Source organism: Paraburkholderia sp. RL17-347-BIC-D, assembly GCF_046027915.1.
Classification (GTDB): domain Bacteria; phylum Pseudomonadota; class Gammaproteobacteria; order Burkholderiales; family Burkholderiaceae; genus Paraburkholderia.
Genome location: NZ_JARESS010000241.1, coordinates 1 through 506, shown reverse-complemented (window position 1 = coordinate 506; position 506 = coordinate 1). Strand labels below are relative to the sequence as shown.

The following is a 506-nucleotide window of genomic DNA, read 5'->3' as shown; positions in this document are numbered from 1 at the left end:
TGCTCGGCGTACAGGTTCAGCGACACGTGCATCGCGTCGACCCACGCCTTCGACGGCTCCACGCCGTGCAGCAGATGCAGGAAGTGGCCGCCGATCGAATCGTCGTCGGTTTCCACTTCGATACGCTTGCCGTTGTGCGAGTAGTGATACCAGTAGAGCAGCATCGAGCCGAGCGAGGCCATCAGCTTGTCGGCGATGTCGCGCGCGCCCGGCAGATTGTGACCGTCCTTCTCCGGCAGCACGGTGCCTAGCACCGACACGCCGGTGCGCATCACGTCCATCGGATGGGCGGCGGCCGGAATCCATTCGAGCGCGGCCTTGACGTTCGCGGGCAGGCCGCGCAGCGCTTTCAGCTTCGTCTTGTAGGCGGTCAGTTCGGCCTGGGTCGGCAGCTTTTCGTGCACGAGCAGGTACGCGATCTCTTCGAATTCGCAGGCGCTGGCGATATCGAGAATGTCGTAGCCGCGGTAGTGCAGGTCGTTGCCGGTCTTGCCGACCGTGCAGAG

General features: G+C 64.0%; 1 protein-coding gene. It reads right to left on the bottom strand.

Annotation, left to right across the window (positions count from 1 at the left end):
- On the bottom strand, positions 1–506 hold a 506-nt coding region (locus P0D96_RS48375), incomplete at both ends, for a citrate/2-methylcitrate synthase (RefSeq protein ID WP_408321456.1).